The sequence below is a fragment of the Microcystis sp. T1-4 genome (assembly GCF_000297435.1).
Lineage (GTDB): Bacteria > Cyanobacteriota > Cyanobacteriia > Cyanobacteriales > Microcystaceae > Microcystis.
Map to the genome: position 1 here is coordinate 1 of NZ_CAIP01000001.1, position 2563 is coordinate 2563.

1 protein-coding gene is annotated in these 2563 nt (G+C 42.8%); it reads right to left on the bottom strand.

The window, feature by feature from the left end:
* Nucleotides 1-181: 181 nt before the first annotated feature.
* A partial coding sequence (locus MICAI_RS26690; protein ID WP_039899065.1) for an SUMF1/EgtB/PvdO family nonheme iron enzyme occupies nucleotides 182-2563 on the bottom strand: 2382 nt, incomplete at its 5' end.

Consider the following 2563-nt stretch of genomic DNA (forward strand, 5'->3'; position numbering starts at 1 on the left):
CCCCTTATCAATGGGGGCAGGGGGGATCGACACCCCCCTTATCAAGGGGGGCAGGGGGGATCGACACCTAATAACCAGATTTAGTATAACTCCTAAACTAATACATTTGTTCTATAGTATGCCCCAAAAAATTCCAGAAAAGGGAATGAGGGAAAAAAAAGGGAAAAAAAGAGAAAAAGGGTTACAGGGTCCTCCCAGCACCGCACACCACCCGAAAACCGAGGTTGCCGTGGCTGTAGTCGCGGCGGTCATGGTATTGGCGGGTGTCGCAGCGGTTGCTGAGGTCGCGGTAATGGGAGCGGCAGACATTTGGAGGGGTGTACCAAGAACCGCCCCGCAATGGAGAATAATTATCATCCCCATTTTCTATCCAGACACTGCCATCCGTCGGCGCACCCTCATAATTATCGTGCCAGGTATCGGCGCACCATTCCCAGACATTGCCGTGCATATCGTACAACCCAAAAGCGTTTGGGGGAAACTGTCCCACGGGAGTCGTTTGTTGTCGATATTCTCCTGTGGGTTCATCGGCATAAGTTTCAGTAGCTCGATAGTTAGCTAAATCTGCCGTTATAGTTTCCCCAAAATGAAAGGGTGTTTTTGTCCCCGCTCTACAGGCATATTCCCATTCTGCCTCACTCGGTAGCCGATACTCCCGTTTTGTTTTCCTTGATAGTCGTTTACAGAATTCTGTTGCTTCATACCAGTTGACTCTTTCTACGGGTAGCTCATCCCCTTTGAAGCGATAGGGGTTTGTCTCTAGGTAGATGTCTATTTTAGCGGTTGCGGCAATCGCTCTCCACTGAGCTTGGGTAATCGGGGTTTGACTCATGTAGAAAGCGGGGACTTTGACTAGGTGTTGTGGTCTTTCCCTTCTATATCCGTCCCAATAAAATCTTTTAACCAGTCTTTCGATTTCCTCATCTTCCGTTCCCATCCAGAATTCTCCTTGGGGAATATACATCATGCGGATATAGTTTTGAGCTTTTTTCCAGTTGCGAACTTCCGGAAGGTTTTCATCGTAAAAATAGGCTTTAACAGGTTTTCTCTCGATAACTTTGCCTGTTTTATTAACCAATACCGTTTCTGCGGTAAAAAGGAAAAGGTTTTCATTGTAGGGAACAATAGCGGCTACTTCGTCTATTAAACGTTTTTGTAGGGTTCCTTCGTCTTCTGGGGAAAGTTGAAGGACATTGCCAACGTCGTTTAAATCCCCTCTAGAATAGGCGGCAATCGGTTCATTAAGCAATAATAAGGGTTCATAATCGGCTAAAGCAGCCGATAGATTTTTTAATAAAGCTGTCAATCTTACAAGACGCACTCGGTTATTATTTTTGATAGCTTCTGCTAGTACCTGTTTGATTTCGTTGACTGCTTGACTGGGTTTTAGGTAGGCAAGAGCTAACCATTGTTGATTTTGCCAATAAACCGATTTTGAGCAATAATCACCGATTTGTTCCTGAATATAAGTTTGTAACTGATGGGCCAGAGATTTGAGTTCCTCTGGGGTTAATTTTTCTAATAGTAGTTTACGAACATCGGGAGACATTTCATAAAGTTCTCGATCTATTTTGCGGACTAAACTGGACAGTAAAATATCAGCGATCGCATACCAAGGAGCTTGATTATTTTTATCTTGATGTTGACGCAGATAATAAAGTAAATTAGGGGATAAACTAAGGGGAAAAGCCGCTCTTTTCGCTAGTTCTCTGGTGTTTGGTTCGTTTTCTTTTTCAAATAATCTTAAACGGCTTTCTGCGCTAAAAAAATCTTCATCCTCATCCCAATTATCCCCTTGTTGAAATTGATTAGGATTAAATAAATGACGGGGTGGGATAGCTTCTTCTTTTAGCCATGTTATCAAGTTTTCCCAGTCCTCTGTGGTTAGTTCAAACATGGAAAAATTGGGTATATCTTCAGCTAAATCAGCAATATCCCAGGCAGTTGTCCCATACCATCGATGATAGGGTAAGGGGTTTAACCATGCAACTCGGCTAAATCTTCGGCTAAATCGTCGGATAAGGGTTTCTGTTGCGCTCAAGCGCTCTTCTACATAACGTTTTCTAGCGGCACCCGCATCACTAAGAATTAGACAACTGGTTACTTCCGGAGAATAGTTAGAGAGAACTTTGGTTAAAGATTGACTTTCCCAACCGTTTTCTTGTCGTAAAACCTCGTCTCTAATCAGATTATCAAAGTAAAAATGGGGAACATTTGCCCAAGTTTGCTTCATTATCCTACCAAATCCTGCAAAGGGAATCATCGAGTCAGAACAATCAATAAAAATTATAATTTCTCGGCGATAAAGTTGTTTCTTTTGGTAAATTATTTGATCAAAAAAACCTCGTTTAGCCGTTGCCATCACCGTGGCTTTTAGATCCCAAGTTTGTCGAGGACTTTCTAGGGGTAATGGACGCAGTTGCTGCCAACTTTCTTGTAACTTAGCGATGCCAATAGGATAATAATCAGGATTATCTAGGGATGTGATTTTTTTTCGCTTTTCAATAGCTGTGGCAATTTGTGGAAATGAAGTCTCCGGTGCTATTGGTGTATCCCCAGAAGC